Raw genomic sequence first — 24,342 nt, 5'->3', positions numbered from 1 at the left:
GCCACTTGGTGACGCGGCGGCCGCGGTTGTCCTTGGCTCGCCCCATGTCTTTTGCCATGCCTGGCCCGGCGATATTCAGTGATCACCTGAACAGCGGAAATTCCGATGCGCGCATGTGGTGCGACCGGCGGCGGATCGGCATCCGGCGGGCGGATATCGCGCGAGTGGGGGAATCACGTTTACGGGCGGGAGCCGACCGGGGAGGGCTGGATCGAACTCGCACATGCGCTGTCCCGCGGGCGGGCGGGAACCTTGAGAAAGGCCGGAGGAATGACTCAGCTCGATGAACGGGAAACAGCGGACGCGGCAGCGGAGGCGATCTCGAAAGCCTCGCGCGGATCGGCGGACTATCGCGCCAACCCCTACCCGGTGTACGAGCGCCTGCGTGAGTCGGCCCCGGTCTGCCCCATCTCTCCCCCGCACGGGGTCGAGACCTACCTGATCACGCGGTACGACGACGCGAAGGCCGCCCTGACCGATCCGCGTATCAGCAAGGACATGTACGCGGCCATCGACGCCTACCACACCATTTTCGGTGACTCGTCCGTCGCACTCGACGACAACATGCTTTTCTCCGACCCTCCCAAGCACACCCGGCTGCGCCGCATCGTCAATAGCGCTTTTACTCCGCGCCGTATCGAGTCGCTGCGTCCCCGTATTCAGCAGATCACCGACGAACTGCTGGCGAAATGCTCCACCGAGGGACCCGTCGACCTGCTGCCCTCCTTCGCCTTCCCGTTGCCGCTCATCGTGATCTGTGAGCTCATCGGAATTCCCGATGACGAGCGCGAGGAGGTTCAGAAGTTGTGCGCCGTGGTGGCGCGCACCGGGTTCAGCAAGGCGGACAAGGAAAAGCTGGCCGTGGCCGAGGGGGCGCTGCGCGACTACTTCGTCGAGATCATCGCGCGCAAGCGCGCCAAGGCCTCCGACGATCTCCTCAGCGATCTCATCCGGACGCAGGACGAGCAAGGCGCCATGAACGACGGGGAGTTGCTGTCCACCCTGTGGGTGCTGCTCTTCGCCGGCCACAAGACGACCGCCTACCTCATCGGCAATGCGGTGTTCAATCTGTTGAGCCATCGCGACCAGCTGCGGGAGGTCATGGCCGACCCGGAGCTCCTCCCGAACGCGATCGAGGAGGTCATCCGCTACGAGGGCTCGGTGGAGAACGCGACGTTCCGGCACGCGCTCGAAGACATCGCCATGCGCGACACCGTCATTCCCAAGGGAGCCCTCGTCCAGGTCGCGGTGGCCTCCGCGAACCGCGACCCGGAGAGGTTCGAGTCGCCCGACACCTTCGATGTGAAGCGGCCGGGGCTGCAAAGTGCCCATCTCGGCTTCGGCAGCGGTCCGCACTACTGCCTCGGCGCCCCGCTGGCCCGGATGGAGATGCGGATCGCGTTGTCGACACTCTTCGGGAAGTACCCGACCGTCGAGCTCGCCGTACCGCCCGGGGAAGCCGACTGGCTCAAGGTCCCCTTCCCCGCGTTCCGGGGTCTGGAGAGCCTTCCGGTCGTCCTGGACCCCGCCCGGCTCCTCACGGACTGAGCGTCCTGGCCGCCGCTCGGCTCCTCAGGGGCCGAGCGGCGGCCGGTGACGTGCCCGTCGCCTCACACGGACCGTACGTTGGTCGGCGGATAGGACGGACGCCTCGGCATCGGGGCCGCGGCGACGGGCAGCGGCGGCAGCGCCTCCTGTTCCACCCACGCCGTGAACAGATCGTCCAGGGACCGGCCGGCGAACCGTGCGGCGTGCGTGGTGAAAGTGCTCGTCGTCACGGTCCCGCCCCGATGCACACCCGTCCAGCCGCGCAGCATCCGGAAGAACGTCTCGTCGCCCAGCGCGCAGCGCACCGCGTGCACCACGAGACCGCCGCGTTCGTAGAGGCGGTCGTCGAACATCCGCTTGCGGCCGGGATCGGACAACCGCAGGTCCTGCGGCTGCAAGGACAGCTTCCGGTGCGCGATCGCGGCCAGCTCAGCCGCCGTGCGGCCCCCGGACCGCTCCGACCAGAGCCATTCGGCGTACTTCGCGAAGCCCTCGTTCAGCCAGATGTGCCGCCAGTCGGCGATGGTCACGCTGTTGCCGAACCACTGGTGGGCGAGCTCGTGCGCCACCAGCCGTTCGGAGGTGCGGTGCCCGTCGACGTGGTTGGAGCCGAACAGCGACAGTCCCTGGGCCTCGACGGGGACGTCGAGCTCCTCCTCCGTCACCACCACCGCGTACTCGCCGAACGGGTACGGCCCGAAGAGTTCCTGGAACAGCTCCATCATGGCGGGCTGGCGCGCGAAGTCCCGGGAGAACTGCGGGAGCAGGTGCGCCGGGATGTACCCGTGCTGCGGCACTCCCTCCTCGCCCGGATCACCGAGCAGCACCGTCTGGTACTTGCCGATCGACAGCCCGACCAGATAGCTGGAGGTCGGTGCCGGCTGCTCGTAGACCCAGGTGGTCGTGGACGCCTTCGTCGTACGGGTCAGCAGGCGCCCGCCCGCGACCACCGCGTACGCCGACGGCGTGGTGACCGATATCTGGTACGCGGCCTTGTCCGCCGGACGGTCGTTGCAGGGATACCACGAGGACGCCCCGACCGGCTGACTCGCCACCAGCGCCCCGTCCTCCAGCTCCTCCCAGCCGATCCCGCCCCAGGGGCTGGTGACCGGTTTCGGGTTGCCCGACCAGTGCACTTCGACCGTGAACGCGGCACCCGCCCTGATCGGCTTCGGCGGACGGATCCGCAGCCGGCCGCCGCGGTGCGAGTAGTGCGGCGCCCGCCCGTCGACCCGGATCCGGCCGATCCGGAAGTCCGCCAGATTGAGCTGGAACTCGGTGATCGGGGCCGGGCCCGCTATGACGCCCAGCCGGGCCGACCCCGCGAGCCGGTTGGGGCCCGGACGGTAGTCCAGCGTGAGCTCATAGCGGTGTACCCGGTAGCGGGAATCCCCGTTGGCGGGGAAGTACGGATCCGCTTCCACCTTCTGCTGCGAACTCACTGGTGCGTCTGCTCCCTGCGCTGTGCTCGTTCGTCGTGCCGGTGCCCTGCCCTCCGGTCCGAAACGAGTCACGCCGCTCGCTTCCGGGGACGCCACGCCTCGATCGGGTTGCCCAGCCAGCGGGTGCCGTCGGGAACGGACTCCGCGGCCATGACGAGCGAGGCGGGACCCAGCGTGGTGCGGGCCCCGACCGTGCTGCCGGGCAGGACGATTCCGCCAGGACCCAGAGTCGCGCCCTCACGGAGGACCACAGTATCCGTCCGCAGGATTCGGTCATGGAAGAGGTGTGTCTGCAGCACACAGCCTCGGTTGACCGTGGCCGCGTCCTCCAGCGTCACGAGGTCCGTCTCCGGCAGCCAGTGGCTCTCCACCCACACCCCGCGGCCGATGCGGGCGCCGAGGCCACGCAGCCACAGGGTCATCAGCGGCGTGCCGGGCACCGCCCCGGCCAGCCACGGCACGGCCACGGACTCGACGAACGTGTCCGCCAGCTCATTACGCCACACGAACGAGCTCCACAGCGGGTGCTCACCCCTGTGGTGCCGTCCCACGAGCAGCCACTTCGCCACCACAGACACAACACCGGCCGCGAGCCCGGCGCCCAGCAGGACGACCCCGCACAGCAGCCAGGCCCAGCCGCCCAGCGCGCTGAGCGCCGCGGCCGTGAGCAGGACGAGCCCGGCCGAGCAGAACACGGGCACGAGCCGGCACAGCTCCACCAGCCCGCGGGCCCACAGCAGCCGGGCCGGCGGCTCGTAGGTACGGCTCTGGTCGCCCCCGGCGGCCGCGCGGGGCAGCTTCATCGGTGGCAGCCCCAGGTACGAGCTGCCCTTCTTCGCCTTCTTCGGTGTCGCGGAGAGCACTCCGACCAGCCCGTCGTCCGGCACGCTGCGGCCCGGCGCGGTCATCCCGGAGTTGCCGAGGAACGCCCGCCGCCCGATCTCCGCGCGCCCGATCCGCACCCAGCCGCCGCCCAACTCGTACGGGGCGGTGAGTGTGTCGTCCGCCAGGAACGCCCCGTCGCCGACGGTGGTCAGACTCGGCAGCGCCAGCACGGTGGACACCTCGGCGCCCCGGCCGATGCGCATGCCGAGCAGCCGCAACCACACGGGCGTGATCAGCCCGGCGTACAGCGGGAACAGGGTCTCTCGCGAACGGTCCATCAGCTGGGTGACGGTCCAGGCCTGCCAGCCGGTGCGGCCGTACGCGGGGTGCGTTCCCTCACGCAGCCCGAGGCTCGTCAGCCGTACGGCGATCACGATCAGCAGCGCGTACGTCAGCCCGTAGGCGAGTGTCGCCGGGACGAGCGCCACGGCGGCCCCCTGCAGGGCCGCGCCGAGTCCGGCGGCCGGGTCCACGAACGGGTGTGCCACGAGGAGCGCGGCCGCCCCCGCCGGAACCGGGAGGGCGGTCAGCGCGGAGCCGCTGACGCCGTACATCGCCCGCCACCAGACGCTGCGCCTGGGCCGCTCCTTGGGCCAGTTGCGTTTGGCCTTGCCGAGTTTGACGGCGGGTGCGCCCGCCCAGCGCTGACCGGTCGGGATCTGGCCCGTGACGGCCGAGCCGGGCGCCACCTCGGCCCGCTTGCCGACCCGTGCGCCCGGGAAGAGCATGCTGCGCGTGCCGACCACGGCGTGCGCGCCCACCTTGACCGGGCCGATCTCCAGCCGGTCGCCGTCCAGCCAGTAGCCCGCCAGATCCACCTCGGACTCGACGGCTGCTCCCCGGCCCAGTTTGAGCATGCCGGTCACCGGCGGCAGCGAGTGCAGGTCCACGTCCGGGCCGACCTTGGCGCCGAGCGCCCGCGCGTAGCGCTCCAGCCACGAGCCCGTCAGCGAGGTCGCCCCACTGAAGTCGGCGAGCCGTTCCGCCGCCCACAACCGCAGATGTACGCCCCCGCCGCGCGGGTAGCGGCCGGGCTTGACGTCCCGCAGGAGCAGCCGGGCCCCGCCCGCGCCGATGGCGAGCCGCCCCGGCGCGCTGTGGAACAGCACCGCCCCGGCGGCCACGGCCCACCACGAGGTCACCGGCGCCCACGGATACGGACCGAACCAGTGAAGCACGTTCCCGAGTGCGGCCAGGGCCACGGTCCAGCGCAGCCCGAGCACCGTGAACAGGGGGACCAGCAGGAGGATTTGCAGGATCCTGGCGCGCAGGGGCACCGGGGCGATCACACGCTCCGCGGCGTCGTCCTGCGCCGACTCTTCCAGATGGCGGGCGAGCTTGCGCAGCGTCGGGTGCTGGTAGATGTCGAGGACGGCCGCGGTCGGGTAGCGGGTGCGCAGCCGGGTGGTGAGCTGTGCGGCGGCGAGGCTGCCGCCGCCGATCGCGAAGAAGTCGTCGGACGCGTCGGCCACCGGGATGCCGAGGACCTCGGTCCACTGCTCGGCCAGCCACGCCTCGGTGCCGTACAGCTGGGCGACGGGACCCTCCTGGCCCTCCAGCGGCCAGGGCAGCGCGTTCCGGTCGACCTTGCCGGACGTGCGGGTCGGCAGTTCGCCGACGGGCGCGAGCAGCGGGACCAGGGCGGCGGGCAGTTCGGCACGCAGTTTCTCGACCGCGGCCGAGTGGTCCCACCCTTCCTGGGTGACGATGTATCCGACGAGGAGCTCGTTGCCGCTGCGCGCGGTCCGTACGGCGGCTGCTGCGCCGGCCACCCCGGGCAGGGCCTGCAGCGCGGCGTCCACCTCTCCGAGTTCGATCCGCCGCCCGCCGAGCTTGATCTGCTCGTCGGCGCGCCCGAGGAAGACCAGCCCCTCGGGCTCGGCCAGCACGAGATCCCCGCTGCGATAGGCGCGCTCCCAGCCGAGGAACTCGAGAGGCGCGTACTTCTCCGCGTCCTTCTCGGCGTCGAGGTACCGGGCGAGCCCGACGCCGCCGATCACCAGCTGACCGCTCTCGCCCATCGCCACCGGCTGCTCGGCGTCGTCCACGACGGCCAGTTCCCAGCCGTTCAGCGGCAGTCCGATCCGGATCGGCTCCTCGCCGGTGAGCAGTGAGGCGCAGGCCACCACGGTCGCCTCGGTGGGCCCGTAGGTGTTCCAGACCTCGCGTCCCTCGGTGACCAGCCGCTGCGCCAGTTCGGGCGGGCAGGCCTCGCCGCCGAAGATCAGCAGGCGGACGTCGTTCAGGGTCTCGGGTTCCCAGAGCGCGGCCAGGGTCGGGACGGTCGAGACGACGGTGATCTCCTGCTCGACGAGCCACGGACCGAGGTCGGCCCCGCTCCTGACCCGCGAGCGCGGCACGGGTACCAGGCAGGCCCCGTACCGCCAGGCCAGCCACATCTCCTCGCAGGAGGCGTCGAAGGCCACGGACAGGCCCGCCATGACCCGGTCGCCGGGCCCGATCGGCTCCTCCGTCAGGAACAGGTCCGCCTCGGCGTCCACGAACGCTGCGGCGCTGCGGTGGGCGACGGCGACGCCCTTGGGCTTGCCGGTGGAGCCGGAGGTGAAGATGATCCAGGCGTCGTGCTCGGTGCCCGGGCGGGCGGCGGGGATGTCGGACGCGCTGTGGACGGTGATCTGGTGCCCGGCGCCGACGACCGCGCGCACCTGTGCCTCCCCGAACACCAGCTCGGCCCGCTCGTCCGGATCCTCGGCGTCCACCGGAACGTAGGCGGCGCCCGCCGCGAGCACGGCCAGGATCGCCACGTACAGGTCGTTGGTGCCGGACGGGACGCGCACGCCGACCCGGTCGCCGAGGCCGACGCCCGCGCCGGCCAGGCGCCGCCGCAGGGCCTCGACCTCAAGGGCCAGGGCGCGGTAGGTCAGGCAGCGGTGGCCGTCGTCGAGGGCCGGCTCGTCGGGGTGCGCCCGTACCGAGGCGTCGAGGATGTCCACGAGCGTCCGCGGCGAGGCGGCGGGGGCGGCGCCGAAGCGCGCGCGGTCGCCGAACTCTGCGTGCATCTCCTGGTCGGACAGCGCACGTGCGGGGCCTTGCTGGAGGGCTGCCATCGGGTCCTCACGGTCGTACCCGGAGTGCTCCGGGGCGCTGGTGGGCCCGCAGGGATGCCTGGGGATCTTCCGGTCCAGCTCCAAACAAGCGGACAATTTTAATACGAGGATGGACACGGACTGTTCCGCCCGCCCTTCGAGGGCCTGCCAGGAGCACCCGGAAGGGGTAATTCCGATGCGCTGACATGCGGATATGTCACTGTGACGAGATATGCCCCACATGAGCCCGGGAGGCCTCGGCAAGCGTCGACACCCCTCGGGTACAGCACGCTCCCCTGACCCTGCGGAGAGCCATCACCCAGCCGGTCACCCCGTCAGCGCGCCCTGCCCCGCGGCTTCAGCGGCACGGGCGGCAGGTCCGGTGCGGGCAGCGGGTCACCGTCGTACCCCTTCACCTCGCCGAACCGCGAACCCGTCGTCCAGTCGGTCCGGGCCTGCGCGATGTCCTCCTGCGTCCGGCCGATGAAGTTCCACCACATGATCAGCTCTTCCTCGAACGGCTCGCCGCCCAGGAGCATCAGGCTCGCGTCCGACTCCGCGCGCAGGGGGAGTTCGACGCGGCCGCAACCCAGGTAGAGCATCGACCCGGGCAGCACCGGGACGCCGTCGACATGGGCCTCGCCGGACATCGACAGGACCGCGTACTCGAAGTCCGCCTCCAGCGGGAGACGTACGTCGGCACCGCGCGTCAGGGTCAGGTCGGCGCCCACGACGGGCGTGTACGTCGTACCGGGCGACGCCACTCCGGCCAGCTCGCCCAGGATCAGCGTGGCGTCGAGGCCGGGCGCGGTCACCTCGGGCAGGTCGGGGTAGTACTCGAAGCGCGGCTCGGTGTGCCGGTGGCTGTCCGGCAGGGCGACCCACAGCTGCGCACCGTGCAGGAAGCGTGCGTGCGGCTTCGGGCTCTCCTCGGAGTGGCTGATGGCCCGGCCCGACGTCATCAGTCCCAACTGGCGCGGCCGGATGGTCTGCAGACTGCCCGTCGAGTCGCGGTGCAGCACCTCGCCCTCGTGCAGCCAGCTCACCGTCTGCAGCCCCATGTGCGGATGGGGCGGGACCTGCATCCCGGGCTCGTCGGCGATGTCGTCCGGGCCGTAGTGATCGACGAAGCACCACGCCCCCACCATGCGCCGGCCCAGGTTGGGCAGCAGGCGGCGGACTTCCGTGGACTCGCCGAGCCGGACCCGGCGCGGGCTGAGAAGCTCACGCACCGGCTCCGCCACCACGAACCCGCGGCCACCGCACACGGCGGGCACCGCTTCGCGATCGACATTGCTCATGCCGCACAACCTAGCCCCGCGCACAGGCCCGCGTCAGGCCATCCACGCGCCCTTGAGGGCGCTCTTGAATCGAACGTGGCGCCAGGTTGACGGTGCGGAGATCCCGGATCGGATGTGCATCCCGCGCGATAGTAGCCATGGCGATAGTAGCCATGTACGGTATCGATCGTGAATGCGACTCCCCAGGGCGAGACGCCCGGATTCCTCGTCTGGCGGCTCTCGACGAAGTGGCGCGTGGCCGTCGACCGGGCCGTGGCACCCCTGGGCCTGACACATGCTCAGTACGCGCTGGTCGCGACACTGTTCGGCATGCACCGCGCCGGGCGGCGGCCCAGCCAGCGGCAGCTCGCCGACCACACCGGCCTCGAAGCGCTGTACGTCTCCAAACTGGCCCGCACCCTGGAAGCCGCCGGTCTCGTCGACCGCGTCCGGGACCCGGCGGACCCCCGGGCCGTGCAGCTCTCGCTCACCGCACACGGGCGGGATGTCGCCCGTCAGGCGATCGAGGTGGTCCAGCGGCTGCACGAACAGTTCCTCCAGCCCCTGGGCGGCCGCGACAGCGCCCGGACCGAGGACTTCGTACAGGCACTGCGGATCCTGCTCGACGCACCGCTCGACCCGTCGGCCGCCGGGGGCGGCGCCGATGGCCCCGGTCCGCAGCACACCGAAGGCAACGACAGCGAACAGGAGCAGTCATGACCAACCCCACTCCCGTCGTCAACAGCCAGCTCATAGGTCTCACGCACTACGCCGCCCGCGCACTGCTGGAGCGTGTCCTCGCCCGCACCGGCACCACGTTCACCCAGTCGTCGGTGCTGCGGACCCTCGCGAACAGCGGCGGGCGGCTGGAGCGCGCCTCCCTCGTCGCCCAGGTGGTCGGCTCCCTCAAGATCGTGGACGAGCAGGCGGTCCGGTCCGACATCGAGGCACTCGTCGCCGGCCGGGCGCTGGACGCTTCCGCCGGCGACCAGGTGTCGCTCACGGACAGCGGCCGGGAGCTGCTCGAGAGCATCCAGTCCGCCGGCGGGGAGATCGCCTCCCGGCTCTACGCGGACATCCCCCGGGAGGACCTGGAGGCCGGCGGGCGTGTGCTGACCGTGATCCTCGAGCGCGCGAACGCCGAGCTGGCCGTCGCATAACCGCCGGTTCGGCCCCTCGCTCCAGGTCGTGGAATATTCAACGATCAGGGTCCGTTGTCGACGCCGTAAGGAGGTCTTGAGTGGAGACGACGTACTACGACCACGGAGCGCCCGCCGAGCGCTGGGAGCGCGCGCGGATGTTCTTCGACGCCAAGGACTACTACGCGGCGGCGCGGGTCCTGGAGGGACTGGTCGACGAGGTTCCGGAGCAGACGGGGCCGCGGCTGCTGCTGGCACGCGCCTACTACCACTCGGCCCAACTGCGCCGCGCCGAGGCCGAGTTGAACGTCATCGTGGAGCGCGACCCGGTGGAGCACTACGCCCGGCTGCTGCTGGGGCGCACCCTCCAGCGCCAGGGGCGCGACAGCGAGGCCGAGCCGCATCTGCGTCTCGCCTCGGCACTCTCGGGCGACTTCGCCGAGGCGTGAGCCCCGGCACCGCACCCGCACATCGACGGCCCGTGCCCGGTTCTCTCGGGCACGGGCCGTCCTGCGCGCACAAGGTCTCCTGGCCCCACCGGCTCGTCGCCGTGTGCAGGCTCATCAATTTGCTTAGAGTTCCTCAGTGATCGTATGGTGATCGTGTGGAACTTCTTCGACTCTCAAAGGCCGCCAAACGCTTGGGTGTTCACCCCGTGACGCTTCGTCTTTGGGCTGACTCGGGGAAGATTCCGGTGACTTGGGTCGGGCGTGAGCGCCGGTTCTCCTCGATCGATGTGGAGGCGATGAAGGTCTCCACCGGTGGCGAGCGTGTCCGCCTGGAGGGCCTGTACGTGCGCGTGTCCGGCTCCCATGGGCAGGAATCCTCGCTTCAGGCGCAGGAGAAGGAGCTGCGGGTCACCTCCACCGGCGAGATCGTCAAGGTCTTCCGTGACCGGGCCTCTGGCCTGCGGGAGGACCGGCCCGGTCTGAGCCGGCTCCTGCGGGCCGTTGCTGACGGCTCGGTGACCGTCGTGCGGGTCACGCACGAGGACCGGCTCGCCCGGTTCGGTGTCGGCTGGCTCAAGCACCTGCTGTCCGTGTACGGCGCCAGTCTTGAGGTGCTGCACCCGAAGAAGCTCGGCGGCCGGGACGAACTCCTTGAGGACTTCGCGTCGCTGGTCACCACGTTCGCCGGCCGCCTGTACGGGATGCGGTCGGCTGAGAACCGGCGTCGTCTGCTGGCCGAGTCGGGGCAATGCCAGGCCGGTAGTCGCCGGTGAGCCGGAAGCCGCTGCTCGCCGACGGTGAGACCTCTCGGACCGCGTGCGCCCGCACTCTTGTGCGCACCGGCGTGGATGAGAAGACGGGCGAAGTCCTGACCCAGGCCGTGCTGGCCGAACGCATCGGCTGGTGCAGCGACCTGGTGGCGGGCATGGTGTCTGTCGTGCTCGCCGAGCGTTGGAACAGCCGTGATGTGAAGGTACTCGCCTCCGGCGTGGACGAGGTCGGTCGGAATCTGCCGTCGAACGCGTGGATGGCGCTGCGCCGTCTGGGCTGGAGTGCCGCCCCGCACGAGGGCGTGAAGGTCAACGACCGGATCGTGCGCATGGCCCAGGAGCAGGCCGGGCGGGCGCTTCGCTCGGTGAAGTGGCGCGCCGATGTGGTCTTGGGGATGCTGGCGACGTGGCCGGCCGATCCGAGCAAACGCACTCCCAGCGAGTGGGACGCCGTACGCGCAGCGGTCCCTGGTGGAAAGTATCTGCCGTCCAGCATCATCAAGGCCCGCACCCGGCAGGCCGCCACGTATCTCAAGGCCAACGGCCGTCTGCCCGTGGACGTGTTCGAACTCGAAGGCACCCCGAGGATCCCCCGCCTGCTGCTGCTCAAGCAGGCCACGATCGAACGCTCCGAAACCGGCACCGGGCAGGCGCTGCTACGGCTTCAGTTGCCCACCCGCCCCGACCCGGCCACCTACCGGGACTGGACGTGGGTGGCCTGCCCCATCGCGTTGCCGCCTACGGTCCCGGCAGCGGCGGTGCTCCACCTTCCCACCCTCCGCTGCGCGGGTGACACCGTGCGCGCTGACCTGGCCTACACCCACGCCGTCCCCAAGGCCCACCGCACCGGTCATACGGTGGCGCTCGGCGTGGACTGGGGCCTGAACACGCTCCTCAGCGCGGGCGCCGTGCAATTGAACGGCGAGGGGCGGATCACCACGCTCGGTGCCGGCGCCCAGTTCCGGGCCGCCGATGTGCTCGCCAAGCAGCACCGCCTGCGCCGCCTCTCGGAGCGACTGCACACCAAGGCCGACCAGTACATGCGGCTCATCGCAGGCCACGACGACCACCAGCTTGCCCCCAAGCTCGACGTGCTGCGCAGCGAGATCGCGCACGTGTCCAACCGCAGGTCGAACCTCAACGACTCCCTGGCATGGGTTGCCGCCAGGTGGGCCGTCGACCAGGCCATCGCGGCCGGGGCCACGGTGATCTATGTCGAGGATCTGCGGTCGATGGAAGCCGGGGGCATGGGCCGCACCCTGAACACCCGCCTGTCCCAGCAGGTCCGCGGACAGATCGCCGACCGCACGCGGCACCTCGCCACCGAACAGGGCATCGCCGTCGTCACGGTTCCGGCCCGCAACACCTCCAAACTGTGCCCGCACTGCCTGACCCCGCTGCGGCACCGCAAAGCCTCCGACCGGCCCACTATCGCGGGATGGAAATGGGCCATCTGCCCCCACCAGGACTGCCGGTGGCAGGGTGACCGCGACCACGGTGCCTGGCGCCGTATCGCAGCCCGCGGCCTGGCCCACCAGGCCACGACCGTTTCCGACCGCACCAGCAGCCACATGGTGATCCGGACGGTCCTCGACAACCTGGAAGCGAACGCCGTCCTCACACCGACTGACAAGACCAGCCGGAAGGACCGGACCAAGACCGGCCCCACCCGGCCACGTTCCACACGCCCCGCGCCCAGGCGACGCAGGGCACCCTCCCCAGCACGGCCTCGCGGTCGTGTTGGCCAGCGTCCGGAGGGACACGCTCACACGGACCGGACCCGGCTGCCCCGCGCAGCCCACCGACACCAGGGCGTGAACACGATCAGCACACCCACCACCAGCCGACACCGGCCACGAGGGGCAGCACTCGGCGCGGGATTCCACCTCCACGCCCACGCCTCCCCACCACGGTGGGAAACGATCCCGGAAACCCAATCCAACTCAGGATCGCATAGCTGATCAGAGACGCTCAGGACCATGGACCGCGGCGGTCCCGATCCGCGGCCCTCGAGTCCCGCCTGGTGGCGAGATCCCGCGAAGACCGGAGGAGCCGTGAAACCGCGGCGCGACGGCTACGGGGCGCAGGTCTCGCCGACGCGGGCGTCCGAGGACGGGGCACCGAGGGTGGCGCCGTTGAACCACCACGAGCCGCTGGTGGCCAGGCCGCTGCTGGTCCCTGAGAGGACCCAGGCGCCGCCGTCGTTCGTGTCCTCACCGGGGGCGCCGGCGACCAGGCCGGCCTTTCCGTTGCGATCGGGGTCGATGAGGCGGAGGGCGCTTCCGAACTGGTCGGACTTCTCGGCGGTGCCGGGGACGGACGAGATGTCCTGGCTGATGGTCTTGCTTCCGGTGGTGGTCAGGCCGGTGGCCGAGCCGCGCATGACCCAGACGGTGCCCGCGTCGGTGGCGCCGCCGACGTCGTTGCCGGGTGCGCCGATCGTGGCATCGGCGTAGCCGTCGCCGTCGATGTCACCGACGCCGACGGCGCCGCCGAAGCGGTCGCCGAGCTGCTCGGTGCCGGGGACACCGGGTGAATTCTGTGTCCAGACCTGGAAGTCGGGGCCGGTGTTGACAGGGCCGTCGGGTCCACCGAGGTGGACGCGGACCGCGCCGCCGTCGAGCAGGACGCCGTTCAGCTCGTCGCGGTCGGCGGGCGACCCCACGACGAGGTCGGTGTAGCCGTCCTTGTTGATGTCGCCGGACGCACCTGTCGCGCCGCCGGTCACGTAGCCGCCCCACGCCAGTCCGTCGGGGCCGCCGCGCAGATACCGGGCCGCACCGTGCGACTCGACGGGGTAGAGGCTCTCTTCGATGATCTGGGTGCCGAGCACGACCAGGTCGTCGGTACCGTCTTTGTTGTAGTCGCCCGAAGTCAGGCCTGCGGGCCTGTAGTCCTCCTCCCACGACCAGGAGGAGCGGTCCGCCGGGGCCAGATGCCTGACACCTGCCGTGACTTCGCTGTGGTACGTCCACACATCGCCGCCGGTCATGACGGCGAGCTGGGTGCCGGAGCCGGTGAACCGGCCGGTGGCCAGGCCCATGGCGAAACGGCCCTGCGCCGTCGGGCCGTCGTCCTGGAGCCAGAGGCTGTCCGCGCCGTGCAGCCCGGTCCTGGAGCCGAACAGCACGGTCGCGGCGCCCGCGTTGGTGGCCGCGCCGATGTCCTTGCCGGGGATTCCGACGACGAGATCGGCATAGCCGTCGCCGTCCAGGTCACCGGACGCGGTCGACTTGCCGAAGTTGTCGTCGGCCTGGGCCAGACCTTGTATGCCGGGGGTGCTCAGGCTGAACGTCGCCCTCCGCGAGGTGGAGATGCCGCCGGCGGAGCCATACAGGACGGCGACGTACCCGGCACCCTTCTTGGCGCTGACGGTACCGCCGGGGGCGGAGACGACGAGGTCGGGGTAGCCGTCGCCGTTGAAGTCGTCGTGGGCCACGGCCGCGGGCGCGGCGGTGGCGGACGGTGTCGTCGCGGTGATCGTGGCGCCGATCGTCAGCAGTACGGCCGCTGCGGCCGTGGCGGATGTCCGGCTTCTTCCGGTGAGTCGCTTGCTACGCACGTAAGGGCTCCTGAGCTGAGGGATTCCCGTCCTGGTGGCGACCCGACAGGCAGTCGGATTGCGGGCAGCCTGCGAATGGCAGGGTCTCGGGAGGACGGCCCACCCTGAAGGGGCCACACAGCTCCACGCGGCCCGCGACGATGCGGAACTCTGCCACCATCACGATGCGTCCCCCCGACCGATGGCAACGCAGCCCTGCGCCCGACGCCTTCTCGCGTCGAGGCACAAGAACCGTTGCCCCCCACTACGGCGGCTCCGAACGTGAGACTCCTTCCGTCGCCCGACGGTTGTACGCACCGTCGCCTGCGAAGATCGGAGGATGACACCCGAAGTCGACCGCACCCACCCGCACGACCGCCCGGTCGCCGAGCGGGTCGAGGAACTCCTCGCCGCCGGTGGCCCGTTGCCGATCGTCGCCGCCGGCCACCCGGTGCTGCGCCGTGGCGCCGAGCCCTTCCACGAGCAGTTGCCGCCCGCGCTCCTCGCCCGCTTCATCGAGGCTCTGCGCGAGACGATGCACGCGGCGCCCGGGGTCGGGCTCGCCGCGCCACAGGTCGGAGTGCCGTTGCGCATCGCGGTCGTCGAGGATCCGGCGCCCGTGCCCGAGGAGGTCCGGCTCGCGCGCGGACGGGTGCCGCAGCCCTTCCGGGTGCTCGTCAACCCGTCGTACGAGGCCGTCGGCACCGAACGTGCGGCTTTCTTCGAGGGTTGCCTGAGCGTTCCGGGCTGGCAGGCCGTGGTGGCCCGGCACGCCCGGGTGCGGCTGCGGGCGCTGGACGAGCACGGGGCCGCGGTGGACGAGGAGTTCTCGGGCTGGCCGGCGCGCATCGTCCAGCACGAGACGGACCATCTGGACGGCACGCTCTATCTGGACCGTGCGGAGCCCCGCTCGCTGTCGTCCAACGAGGCGGTGGCGGCACGCTGGGCGCAGCCGACGCCCGAACGGGCCGCGGCGGAACTGGGTTTCACCCTGCCCGGCTGAGCCGGCCCACGACGAGAACGGCGCCCGCGGCGTACTTCATGGGCCGCGGGCGCCTTTCCTCTCAGGGTGTCGGGATGACCCCACCGGCGGCCGTTCGGGCGTTCATCACTCCCTGGGCCGGGTGGTTCCCGTCGGCGTCACCCCCGGTATGCCTCCAGCAGGCGGAGCCACACCTCGCTGATCGTCGGGTACGACGGGACCGCATGCCACAGGCGGTCGACCGGCACCTCGCCGGCCACCGCGATGCTCGCGGAGTGGATCAGTTCACTGACACCAGGGCCGACGAACGTGACGCCGACCAGGGTCTCGCTGTCCAGGTCGACGATCATGCGGGCGCGCCCACGGTAGCCGTCGGCGTACAGGCCCGCGCCGGCCACCGACGACAGTTCGACGTCGACGGCGCGGACCCGGCGGCCCGCCTGCTCCGCCTCGGCCAGGGACAGGCCCACGGCGGCCGCCTCCGGGTCGGTGAAGACGACCTGCGGGACCGCCGCGTGGTCGGCGGTCGCGGAATGAGCGCCCCAGGCGTCGGTCTCCAGCAGCGGGACGCCCGCCGCGCGCGCGGCGATGGCCGCACCCGCGATGCGTGCCTGGTATTTGCCCTGGTGGGTGAGGAGCGCACGGTGGTTGACGTCGCCCACCGCGTACAGCCACTCACTGTCCGTCACCCGGAGCGTGTCGTCGACCTGCAGCCAGGAGCCGGGTTCCAGGCCGATGGTTTCCAGGCCGATGTCCTCGGTCCGCGGGGCCCGGCCGGTGGCGAACAGGATCTCGTCGGCCTCGAGGCGGTCGCCGGCGTCCGTCACGACCACCAGGGTGGCGCCCTCGCGCCGCACCGACTCCACCGAGGTGCCGGTGCGCACGTCCACACCGGCCTCCGCGAGCGACTGGGCGACCAGTTCGCCGGCGAAGGGCTCCATGCGGGGCAGCAGGCCCTTGCCGCGGACCAGCACGGTCACCTCGGAGCCGAGGGCCTGCCACGCCGTGGCCATCTCGGTGGCGACCACTCCGCCGCCCACGACGATCAGCCGGCCGGGCGCGGCCTTCGCGCTCGTCGCCTCGCGGCTCGTCCAGGGGTTCACCTCGGCGACGCCCGGCAGGTCGGGCAGCAGGGCCCGGCTTCCGGTGCACACGGCGACCGCGTGCCGGGCGGTGAGCACCTTCTGCTCGCCGTCCGGCCCGGTCGCCGTGACCGTGCGGGGCCCGGCGAGGCGCCCCTGGCCCCGGTACAGGTCGGCACCGATGCCGTCCAGCCAGGCGACCTGGCCGTCGTCCTTCCAGTTCGAGGTCTCGTAGTCGCGGTGGGCCAGGACCGCGGGCACGTCGAGGGGACCTGCGGCGAGCGGGGCGAGGCCGGGAACGCGGCGGGCGTCGGCGCGGGCGATGACCGGGCGCAGCAGGGCCTTACTGGGCATGCACGCCCAGTACGAGCATTCGCCGCCGACCAGTTCGCTCTCCACGACCGCGGTGGAGAGGCCGGCCGCGCGCGTGCGGTCGGCGACGTTCTCCCCCACGGGCCCGGCACCGAGCACCACTACGTCGTAGGCGATGGATTCCGTTTCCGTCATGGGCCCAGTGTGGTTGTTGGTGTGCGCCGTGGCCACATGGGTACGCGCGCGGAATACATGCCCCCGTGTCGCCGTTGTGGACAGCGGCTCAGCCCCGACACCAGGAAGAGGGAAATCGCGATGAGCAGCACTGTGGAGCTCACCAAGGAGAACTTCGACCAGACGGTCCAGGACAACGACTTCGTCCTGATCGACTTCTGGGCGTCCTGGTGCGGGCCGTGTCGTCAGTTCGCCCCCGTCTACGAGAATGCGGCGACGGACAACCCGGACCTGGTGTTCGGCAAGGTGGACACCGAGGCGCAGCCCGAGCTGGCGGCGGCCTTCGGCATCCAGTCGATCCCGACGCTGATGATCGTCCGCGACCGGGTCGCGGTGTTCGCTCAGCCGGGCGCCCTGCCGCAGGCCGCCCTCGACGACGTCATCGGGCAGGCCCGCAAGCTGGACATGGACGAGGTCCGCAAGGCGGTCGCCGCGCAGCAGGCGAACGCCGAGCAGAACGGGGAGTGACCCCTAGAAGGGGTACCTCGCCACCTCACGGCGTACCGTCGTCCAGCGCAGTTCGGTGAAGGCCGCCAGATCGGCCTCGCCGCCGAGGCGGGCGCCGGTACCGGATGCTGCGATGCCACCGAACGGGGCGACCGCCTCTTCGTTGATGGTCTGGTCGTTGATGTGGGCGGTGCCCGTGGGGATGCGCTCGGCCAGTTCGAGGCCGCGCGCGGTGTCCCGGGTGACGATTCCCAGGGAGAGGCCGTAGGGTCCCGCGGACGCGAGGACGACGGCCTCTTCCGGTGTGTGGAAGGGGCGCACGGGCGCGACCGGCCCGAAGACCTCTTCCGTGTAGGCGGGTGTGGAGTCGCCGGCGCCCGCCAGCACCGTCGGCCGGTAGAACAGGCCGCGGTGGGTGCCGCCCGCCGCGAGCTTCGCACCGCGAGCCCGGCTCGCCTCGACCAGGCCCTGGACGCGCTCCAGTTGGGCGCGGTCGATGAGCGGGCCGAGATGCACCTGTTCGCGGTACGGGTCCCCGACGACAAGGGAGTCGGCGCGGGCCGCGAGCCGCTCGACGTACTCGTCGTACAGCGAGGTGTGAACGAGGTGGCGGCCGGTCGTCATGCAGTTCTGGCCCTGGTGGAAGAACGATCCCCAGGCAGCCGTGGCGATCACGGCGTCGAGGTCGGCGTCCTCCAGGACGATCAGCGCCGAGTTGCCCCCGAGTTCCAGGTGGACGCGCTTCAGATGGCGTCCGGCGGCCTCCGCGATGGCGCGGCCCGATGGGGTCGACCCGGTGAAGGAGATCACCGGGATACGGGGGTCGGCGACCATTTCCTGACCCACATCGGGTCCACCGGGAAGCACGTGCAGCAGGTCCTCGGGCAGTCCGGCCTCGGCGAGGACGGCCCCCAGCGACTGGCCGCCGCAGACGGCGGTGCGGGGGTCCGGCTTGAGCACGACGGCGTTGCCCAGCGCGAGTGCCGGTGCGACGGAACGGACGGCGAGGAGCAGCGGGAAGTCGAACGGCGCGATCACGCCCACCACTCCGACGGGGACCCGCCGGGTGTACGACAGCCGGGGCGCCTCGGACGGCAGGACCCGGCCCGTGGGGCGGGACGCCAGCGCCGCTGCCTCATAGCACTCCTGCGCGGCGACGTGCAGCTCGAGGGCCGCCTTGTCCGGGACCGAACCGGACTCGCGGACGATCCAGTCGCGCAGTTCTCCGGAGTCCGCGGCGAACAGGTCACCCGCTCTGCGGAGCACGGCGGCGCGGACGGAGTGCGGGGCGTCGGCCCAGGACCGCTGGGCCGTACGGGCGAGGCCGGCCACGGACTCGACGTCCTGTTCGGACGCGAGGGTCACGGTGGCGAGCGTGTCACCCGTGGCGGGCTCGGTGACGGCGTACTCGGCGCCGGTCAGCCGGTGGGGCTGCCAGGTCTGGGGGTCGAGCGGCATCACGGCTCTCCCATCGGTCACCGGGCGGGACTGCGGCACCAACGGAGTCCCGTGTCAGGGGCGGCCGGCTCGGGAACCCGGCGACGGCCCGGCGGGTCCGCCGCCGGTCGCTGCCACCGCGACCGTATGCCACGCGTCGATGGTCAGCTGGATTCCCGGTGCACGACGCGCGCCCCGAGCACCTCGTGCACCTCCGGCACACTCCCAGGATCGCGCACGACCCGGTCGACCAGCTCGGCGAGATGGTGTCCGGACGGCAGTTCGATATGGACCGTGCTCAGCCGGGGCCGCAGCAGCCGCCCCAGCATCAGGTCGTCCGCGCCCACCACGGCCGTCTCCGCAGGGATGTCCACGCCCTCGTCCTGCAGCGCGCGCATCAGCAGCATCGCGTACTCGTCGTTGTACGCGAACACGGCGTCCAGGCCCAGCGAACGCCACCGCGCGGCGAGCCCGGCGGCCGCCTCCTCCTCGTAGGCGAGCGGCAGCTCGGTGACGGTCGCCCCGGTGCCCCGCAGAGCCCTGCGGACCCCGTCCAGCCGTGCCTTGGAGAAGAACTCGAGACCCGGCTCCCGCGGGACGACCACCCCGACGCGGCGGCGTCCCCCGGCCAGCAGGTGAACCCCTGCGCTGTGGCCGACCCCGCCGTGGTCCAGGAGCAGTGCGTGGGCGCCCTCGACTGGTTCGGGGCCGAGGGTGACGACGGCGCGTGCGCCGGAGCGCTTGAGGACGCGCACACCCCGGGGGCCGAGGCCGCCACCGGGCACGATGACGGCGACGGGCCGCAGTTCGGCCCACGCCCTGGCGGCCTCGTCGCCGCCCAGGCCGACGCTGCCGTACTGGACCACTGTGTAGTCGAAACGGCTGAGGGCCCACTGCAGTTCGTTGAAGAACTGACTGTAGAGCGGGCCCACGGGCACGTTCGGGGAGGGCATGAGCACCATCCGGCTGTGCCCGGCGCGCAGGCTGCGGGCGGCGGCGTGCGGAACGTACCCCAGCTCCTCGGCGGCCTCGTGCACACGCCGGCGCGTCGGTTCGCTGATGCGTACGGCGCTGGTGTTGTTCAGGACGTACGAGACGGTGGCCCGGGAGACACCGGCCAGTCGCGCCACATCGGCGCTCGTCGGCGCGGCGGACGGCACGGGCGACGACGGGACGGGCTGTTCCGGTATCTGCACCATGAGGCACGCATCCTTGCAGAACGGCTGCGGGCGACCGCTTCCAGGGGGCGATACGGGCCACAACATCCGCCCCCGCAAGGGAAGTTGCGCGTTTCCGCCCGAATGACGCAGTGACAGGTTACCGTTCGGTAGACCATGGACTCGCGGAGGTGTCCCGCATGGCTTCCGACCGTACTGACGGGCTGGCCGCAAGCGCCCGCGCGCTCGCCGCGGGCGAGGTGACCTCCCGTGAGCTGGTGGAGTGGGCGCTCGACCGGATCGCGGCGGCACAGCCCTCGGTCAACGCCTTCCGGCTGGTGCGCGGCGAGGCCGCGCCGGCCGAGGCCGAGGCGGCCGACAAACAACTGGCGGCCGGGGTGCGGCGACCGCTGCTCGGCGTGCCGGTGGCCGTCAAGGACGACATGGACGTGGCGGGCGCGCCGACCGCGTTCGGCTGCCGGGGCGAGTTCCCGCCGATGGCCGAGGACAGCGAGGCGGTGCGGCGGCTGCGGGCGGCCGGGGCCGTGATCGTCGGCAAGACCAACACCTGTGAGCTGGGGCAGTGGCCCTTCACCGAGGGGCCGGCCTTCGGCGCCACCCGCAACCCCTGGCACCTCGGCCATACCCCGGGCGGTTCCTCAGGCGGTTCCGCGGCGGCGGTGTCGGCCGGCCTGGTGCCGGCGGCGCTGGGTTCGGACGGCGCCGGGTCGATCCGCATCCCGGCCGCCTGGACGCATCTGGTCGGCATCAAGCCGCAGCGCGGCCGGATCTCGACCTGGCCCCGCCCCGAGTCGTTCCACGGCATCACGGTCAACGGCACACTCGCCCGTACGGTCGCGGACGCGGCGTTGCTCCTGGACGCGGCGAGCGGCAACCACGACGGCGATCTGCACCGCCCGCAGGCGCTCGACGTCTCGGCCGCGGTGGGGCGCGACCCGGGCCGGCTGCGCATCGCGCTCTCGCTGAAGCCGCCCTTCACCGCGCTGCCCACCCAACTCGACCCCCGCGTCCGGGAACGGGTCCGCGCGCTCGCCGAACGGCTCGCCGCTCTGGGGCACGTGGTCGAGGAGGCGGAGCCGCGCTACGGACAGATCGGGCTCGCCTTCGTGCCGCGTGCCACCGCGGGCATCGCCGAGCGGGTGCGGGACGTGCCGCACCCGGATCTGCTCGACCGGCGCACCCGGGACGCCGCCCGCCTGGGCAGGCTGCTCGGCGGGGCGCCGCTGCGCGTGGCACGCCGGGCGGAGGCGGCGCTGCACCGGCGTGTGGGGGCGCTCTTCGCCACGTACGACGTCATCCTCGCGCCGACGACCGCCACTCCCCCGCCACGTATCGGAACGCTCGCCCAGATGAACGGCTGGAACACCGACCGCGCGATGATCGCGGCCTGCCCGTACGCCTGGCCGTGGAACGTGCTGGGCTGGCCCGGCGTGAACGTCCCGGCGGGCTTCGTCGACGGAGGGCTGCCGGTGGGCGCCCAACTGCTCGGTCCGGCCGACAGCGAGCCGCTACTGGTGTCCCTGGCGGCCCAGTTGGAGGCGGACCTCGCATGGCACGAGGCGTGGCCGCCGTCCGAAGGCGCCCCGAACGCGCAGGCGGCGTAAGGCGCGTTCGGGCCGTACGCTGTGACCATGGACGATGCGTCGATGGTGGGCTTGATGGGGCGGGTCACCGGTACCGTCGGTCCCGGGCTGGTCGGCGAGGTGATCGTCCGTGTGCGCGGCGGCGCCGAGCACTTCCTCGCGTATCCAGCCGACGGGCGGGGCCGTCTCGAACCGGGCACGGTGGTGATGGTGGTGGACTACCTCCCGCCGCGGACCGTCTACGTCGAGGCCGCGTACGGCAGTTGAGCCCGTACGACCGCAGCTGGAGCGGCGTGCCTGTCAAGAATGTGACAAGGATCCGTCAGCGTCTTCATTACGGTCTTGCGCAGGCGCACACTCCGTTCGTTCGGTGCCGAAACCCGGCACCAGGCAAAGGGGGCGTTTGCCGATGGTCATCGGCGTCGTCGCGGGGGCTGCCGTCCTCGTGCTGGTCTTCATCGTTGTGGTCTTCAGGCTCATGTGGCGTGTCGCGGAGCCCAACGAAGCGTTGATCATTTCCGGTTCGAAGCATCGGACCGAGGGTCTCGAGGAAGGAATGGGCTTTCGCATCGTCACGGGGCGCGGCACGCTGGTGCTGCCGGGTGTGCAGGCGGTGCGCAAGCTCTCGCTCGACCTCAACGAGACCGAACTGCACGTGGATTGCGTGACGCACCAGGGCATTCCGCTGAAGGTGCGGGGCGTGGTCATCTTCAAGGTCGGCGACGACTTCGTGTCGGTCGCCAACGCGGCGCGGCGCTTCCTCGATCAGCAGAAGCTGATGTCGGAGCGGGTGCACAACGTGTTCGCGGGTCATCTGCGGTCCATCGTGGGCGGGTTGACGGTCGAGGACATGATCCGCGACCGGGAGAAGCTCACCGGTCAGACCCGGGCCGCCTGCGGCACGGAGATGGAGAAGCTCGGTCTGATCGTCGACTCGCTGCAGATCCATGAGATCGAGGACCCGACCGGCTACATCCAGAACCTCGCCATGCCGCACGCAGCGGCCGTGCAGCGGGACGCGCGCATCGCGCAGGCGGAGGCGAACCGGCTCGCCACCGAGGCGGAGCAGCAGTCCTACGCGCGGATGGCGGAGGCGACCCGGGACAGCGAGATCCTGCAGGCCGGTTACCAGGCCGAGCGCGACAAGGCGGCCGCCAAGGCACGGCAGGCCGGTCCGCTCGCCGACGCCGGGGCCCGGCAGGAGGTCGTGGTACAGGAGACCCGGGTGGCCGAGCTGGAGGCGCAACGGCGCGAACAGCAGCTCCAGGCGGACGTGCGCAAGCCGGCGGACGCGAAAGCGTACGAGAAGCGCACGCTGGCCGAGGCCGAGCGTGACGCACGGATCTCGGCGGCGCAGGCCAAGGCGAAGGAGACCGAGCTGGCGGCCGCCGCCGAGGCGACCCGGGTCAAGACGGCCGCGGGCGCGGAGGCCGAGGCCACCAAGACGCGGGGTACGGCCACGGCGGCGGCGACCCGTGCCACCGGTGAGGCGGAGGCTGCCGCCGCGCAGGCCAAGGGTCTGGCGGAGGCCGAGGCCACGAAGGCCCAGGGTCTCGCGGAGGCGGAGGCCATCAAGGCACGCGCCGCTGCCCTCGCGGAGAACCAGGAAGCCGTCGTGGCGCAGCAACTCGCCGAGAACTGGCCGGAGATCGTGCGGGCGGGCGCGTCCGCCTTCGGCAATGTCGACAACATGGTGCTGCTCAACGGCGCCGACGGCATGGCCGAGATGTTCGCCAAGGCGCTGACCATGGGCGGCACCGGTCTGGGCCTCGCGCGTCAGCTGCTGTCCTCCATGAACGGCAACGGGGCGCCGGCGGGCGGATCGGCGGGCCTCAACGGGGCGGTGGCGCCGCGCCCGGAGAAGGTCGTGGTCGAGAAGAACGAGGGCTAGATCACCTGGCGTCACAGCCGCTGAGGCGGTGAGCTTCGGGCGTACGGGAGTCGGTTCCCGTACGCCCGAAGCGCTTTCCGGTCCGCGCGGAACTCAGCCGGCCCCGTGGGAGTCCAGTGCGGCGACGGAGCGGCGCACGGTCTCGGCATGCCCGTACAGGCCGGGCAGTCCGCCGGTGTGCAGGAGCACGGTGCGCCGGCCCGCACGGATGTCGCCGTCCTTGACGGCCGCGATCAGTCCCGCCATGGCGCGACCGCTGTAGACGGGGTCCAGGACGATGCCCTCGGTGGTCGCCGCCGTCCGCATCGCCTGCAGGACGGGTTCGTGCAGGACTCCGTAGCCGGCGCCCACCTGATCGGTGCGGATGCGCAGGGACTCCGCCGTCACGGTGCGGCCGGTGACGGCAGTCGCGAGGCCGGCCACGGTGGCGGCCGGATCGGCGACCGCACCGCAGTGCACGCCGAGGACGCGCTCCTCCCCCAGGGCGCCGATCAGCCCGGCCATCGTGCCACCGGAGCCCAGTGCCACCACGACCTGGGCGAGGTCGGGCAGTTGGGCCCTCAGTTCCTCGCCGCCGTCGACGTAGCCCCGCGCTCCGAGGGGACTCGAGCCGCCGAACGGGATCAGATACGGGCGGGCTCCCTCGCGGCGCAGCCGCAGGCAGAGCTCGTCGGCGGCCTCGGCGAGGCCACCGGGAGCGCCGTCCCCGGCCCAGTGGACCCTCGCCCCGAAGAGGCTGTCGAGCACCAGGTTCCCGGAGCCGCCCCCTGCGCTGTCGGCCGTACCGGACAGGACCAGCACGACATCGAGTCCGAGACGGGCCCCGGCGGCCGCGGTCAGACGGGCGTGGTTGCTCTGCGGGGCACCCGTGGTGACCAGTGTGTCCGCGCCCTCGGCGAGGGCGGCCGCGAGCAGCCGCTCCAGCTTGCGGACCTTGTTGCCGCCGCCTCCCAGGCCGATGAGGTCGTCCCGCTTGATCCACAGGTCGTCCTCGCCCAGCCCCAGTGCCGCCGCCAGCCGAGGCGCCGGCTCCAGTGGCGTGGGCCAGGTGGACAGGGCGATCTTGTCGTTCATGGAGACTCCAAGGAGAGGGCG

At 71.7% G+C, this 24,342-nt stretch carries 19 protein-coding genes; 11 read left to right on the top strand and 8 right to left on the bottom strand.

Annotated elements, in window-relative coordinates; translation table 11 throughout:
* Positions 1–270 precede the first annotated feature (270 nt).
* Positions 271–1,548 (top strand): cytochrome P450 family protein, encoded by a 1,278-nt coding sequence (locus tag ACQEXA_RS46245; RefSeq protein ID WP_432924807.1) that lies wholly within the window; start codon positions 271–273, stop codon positions 1,546–1,548.
* Between the two features lie 62 nt (positions 1,549–1,610).
* Here ACQEXA_RS46245 and ACQEXA_RS46240 read toward each other — a convergent pair whose 3' ends face one another.
* The 3 genes from ACQEXA_RS46240 to ACQEXA_RS46230 all read right to left on the bottom strand — a co-directional run bounded on the left by ACQEXA_RS46240 (position 1,611) and on the right by ACQEXA_RS46230 (position 8,223).
* Entirely contained in the window at positions 1,611–2,990 is a 1,380-nt protein-coding gene (locus tag ACQEXA_RS46240) for a M1 family metallopeptidase (RefSeq protein ID WP_432924809.1), read from the bottom strand.
* A 68-nt stretch (positions 2,991–3,058) separates the two neighbouring features.
* Positions 3,059–6,943 (bottom strand): Pls/PosA family non-ribosomal peptide synthetase, encoded by a 3,885-nt coding sequence (locus ACQEXA_RS46235; RefSeq protein ID WP_432938958.1) that lies wholly within the window; start codon positions 6,941–6,943, stop codon positions 3,059–3,061.
* A gap of 314 nt (positions 6,944–7,257) precedes the next feature.
* Entirely contained in the window at positions 7,258–8,223 is a 966-nt protein-coding gene (locus ACQEXA_RS46230) for a pirin family protein (RefSeq protein ID WP_432924811.1), read from the bottom strand.
* 168 nt (positions 8,224–8,391) lie between these two features.
* On the opposite strand from ACQEXA_RS46230, the gene ACQEXA_RS46225 reads away from it, so the two are divergent.
* The 5 genes from ACQEXA_RS46225 (at position 8,392) to ACQEXA_RS46205 (ending at position 12,521) form a co-directional block, all read left to right on the top strand.
* A complete protein-coding gene (locus ACQEXA_RS46225; protein WP_432924813.1) occupies positions 8,392–8,922 on the top strand; it encodes a MarR family winged helix-turn-helix transcriptional regulator in 531 nt (176 codons plus the stop codon).
* Complete coding sequence (locus ACQEXA_RS46220; protein ID WP_432924815.1) at positions 8,919–9,362, top strand: MarR family transcriptional regulator; 444 nt, start codon at positions 8,919–8,921, stop codon at positions 9,360–9,362. Before ACQEXA_RS46225 ends, ACQEXA_RS46220 begins: the two co-directional genes overlap by 4 nt.
* An 80-nt stretch (positions 9,363–9,442) precedes the next feature.
* The gene (locus ACQEXA_RS46215) at positions 9,443–9,790 is read left to right on the top strand and encodes a tetratricopeptide repeat protein (protein WP_359396053.1); all 348 of its coding nucleotides are present in this window, start codon (positions 9,443–9,445) and stop codon (positions 9,788–9,790) included.
* Between the two features lie 155 nt (positions 9,791–9,945).
* On the top strand, positions 9,946–10,563 hold the full coding sequence (locus ACQEXA_RS46210; protein WP_432924817.1) for an IS607 family transposase: 618 nt from the start codon (positions 9,946–9,948) through the stop codon (positions 10,561–10,563).
* Positions 10,560–12,521 carry a zinc ribbon domain-containing protein gene (locus ACQEXA_RS46205; RefSeq protein ID WP_433132881.1) on the top strand — a complete coding sequence of 654 codons (1,962 nt, stop codon included), beginning with the start codon at positions 10,560–10,562 and terminating at the stop codon, positions 12,519–12,521. The genes ACQEXA_RS46210 and ACQEXA_RS46205 overlap by 4 nt, the downstream gene beginning before the upstream one ends.
* Before the next feature lie 113 nt (positions 12,522–12,634).
* Here the strand turns inward: ACQEXA_RS46205 and ACQEXA_RS46200 are convergent, their stop codons facing one another.
* Positions 12,635–14,122: an FG-GAP repeat protein gene (locus ACQEXA_RS46200; RefSeq protein WP_432924821.1), complete on the bottom strand. Its 1,488-nt coding sequence runs from the start codon at positions 14,120–14,122 to the stop codon at positions 12,635–12,637.
* 319 nt (positions 14,123–14,441) lie between these two features.
* Between ACQEXA_RS46200 and ACQEXA_RS46195 the strand changes: the two genes are divergently transcribed.
* A complete protein-coding gene (locus tag ACQEXA_RS46195; RefSeq protein WP_432924823.1) occupies positions 14,442–15,104 on the top strand; it encodes a peptide deformylase in 663 nt (220 codons plus the stop codon).
* A 137-nt stretch (positions 15,105–15,241) separates the two neighbouring features.
* Here ACQEXA_RS46195 and ACQEXA_RS46190 read toward each other — a convergent pair whose 3' ends face one another.
* Entirely contained in the window at positions 15,242–16,672 is a 1,431-nt protein-coding gene (locus ACQEXA_RS46190) for a dihydrolipoyl dehydrogenase family protein (protein ID WP_432924825.1), read from the bottom strand.
* A 120-nt stretch (positions 16,673–16,792) separates the two neighbouring features.
* Here ACQEXA_RS46190 and trxA point away from each other — a divergent pair, with 120 nt between their 5' ends.
* Positions 16,793–17,179, top strand: coding sequence for a thioredoxin (gene trxA / locus ACQEXA_RS46185; protein ID WP_432924827.1), 387 nt, complete (start codon positions 16,793–16,795; stop codon positions 17,177–17,179).
* 3 nt (positions 17,180–17,182) lie between these two features.
* On the opposite strand, the gene ACQEXA_RS46180 is transcribed toward trxA, so the two are convergent.
* Positions 17,183–18,616: an aldehyde dehydrogenase family protein gene (locus ACQEXA_RS46180; protein WP_432924829.1), complete on the bottom strand. Its 1,434-nt coding sequence runs from the start codon at positions 18,614–18,616 to the stop codon at positions 17,183–17,185.
* A gap of 143 nt (positions 18,617–18,759) precedes the next feature.
* Positions 18,760–19,794, bottom strand: coding sequence for a LacI family DNA-binding transcriptional regulator (locus ACQEXA_RS46175; RefSeq protein WP_433132879.1), 1,035 nt, complete (start codon positions 19,792–19,794; stop codon positions 18,760–18,762).
* A 158-nt stretch (positions 19,795–19,952) separates the two neighbouring features.
* Between ACQEXA_RS46175 and ACQEXA_RS46170 the strand changes: the two genes are divergently transcribed.
* The 3 genes from ACQEXA_RS46170 to ACQEXA_RS46160 all read left to right on the top strand — a co-directional run bounded on the left by ACQEXA_RS46170 (position 19,953) and on the right by ACQEXA_RS46160 (position 23,247).
* Positions 19,953–21,377 carry an amidase gene (locus ACQEXA_RS46170; RefSeq protein WP_432924833.1) on the top strand — a complete coding sequence of 475 codons (1,425 nt, stop codon included), beginning with the start codon at positions 19,953–19,955 and terminating at the stop codon, positions 21,375–21,377.
* A 27-nt stretch (positions 21,378–21,404) separates the two neighbouring features.
* A complete protein-coding gene (locus tag ACQEXA_RS46165) occupies positions 21,405–21,623 on the top strand; it encodes a hypothetical protein (RefSeq protein WP_359396036.1) in 219 nt (72 codons plus the stop codon).
* 142 nt (positions 21,624–21,765) lie between these two features.
* A complete protein-coding gene (locus ACQEXA_RS46160) occupies positions 21,766–23,247 on the top strand; it encodes an SPFH domain-containing protein (RefSeq protein WP_432924835.1) in 1,482 nt (493 codons plus the stop codon).
* Between the two features lie 93 nt (positions 23,248–23,340).
* Here the strand turns inward: ACQEXA_RS46160 and ACQEXA_RS46155 are convergent, their stop codons facing one another.
* Positions 23,341–24,321 (bottom strand): D-cysteine desulfhydrase family protein, encoded by a 981-nt coding sequence (locus ACQEXA_RS46155; RefSeq protein ID WP_432924837.1) that lies wholly within the window; start codon positions 24,319–24,321, stop codon positions 23,341–23,343.
* Positions 24,322–24,342: the final 21 nt, after the last annotated feature.

The organism is Streptomyces sp. CA-106110 (genome assembly GCF_050936285.1).
In the GTDB taxonomy this organism is placed as follows: Bacteria; Actinomycetota; Actinomycetes; order Streptomycetales; family Streptomycetaceae; genus Streptomyces.
The sequence above is the reverse complement of the archived record's forward strand: the minus strand, read 5'-3'. Positions and strand labels throughout refer to the sequence as shown.